The organism is Pseudonocardia sp. SID8383 (genome assembly GCF_009864975.1).
GTDB classification, from domain to species: Bacteria; Actinomycetota; Actinomycetes; order Mycobacteriales; family Pseudonocardiaceae; genus Pseudonocardia; species Pseudonocardia alni.
In genome coordinates this window covers 1-419 of the sequence record NZ_WWFY01000702.1, presented here as the reverse complement: position 1 = coordinate 419, position 419 = coordinate 1, and the positions used below count along the sequence as shown (strand labels likewise).

Here is a 419-nt window from a genome sequence, read left to right as displayed (position 1 = left end):
GCGGCGGCGGCCCCGGCCTGGGACGCGACGACGGCGCCCGCGTCGTGCCGGACCCGCCCGCCCAGGCGGAGCACCGCCCAGCGCGAGCAGAAGGCGACCAGCGCGACGACCACCAGCGTCGGCAACAGCGGCAGCACCCCGAACGGGCGCCCGTCCACCGCGACCGGGATGAGGTGCGCGGCCAGCCACAGCGGGACGGCCGTGGCGAGTGCCCCGTCCGCGGTGACCGCGACGCCGCCGGTGCCGGTCAGCAGCGCCGCCACCGGGACGAGCATCGTGTACCCGGCGAGGACGGCGCCCATCGTGGCCACGAGCAGGATCCGCAGCCGGTCCAGCCCGGTGCCGGTCCCGGTACCGCGCGTCGGGGTCCGGGCGGGGCGGCGGCGCCCCCGCTCCCGGTCCGCGACGGCGGTCGCACG

Annotated in this window: 1 pseudogene; it reads right to left on the bottom strand. The window is 80.2% G+C overall.

Features of this window, described 5'->3' with window-relative positions:
• A pseudogene (locus GTW08_RS16945) lies at positions 1 to 419 on the bottom strand (hypothetical protein); the annotation flags it as partial.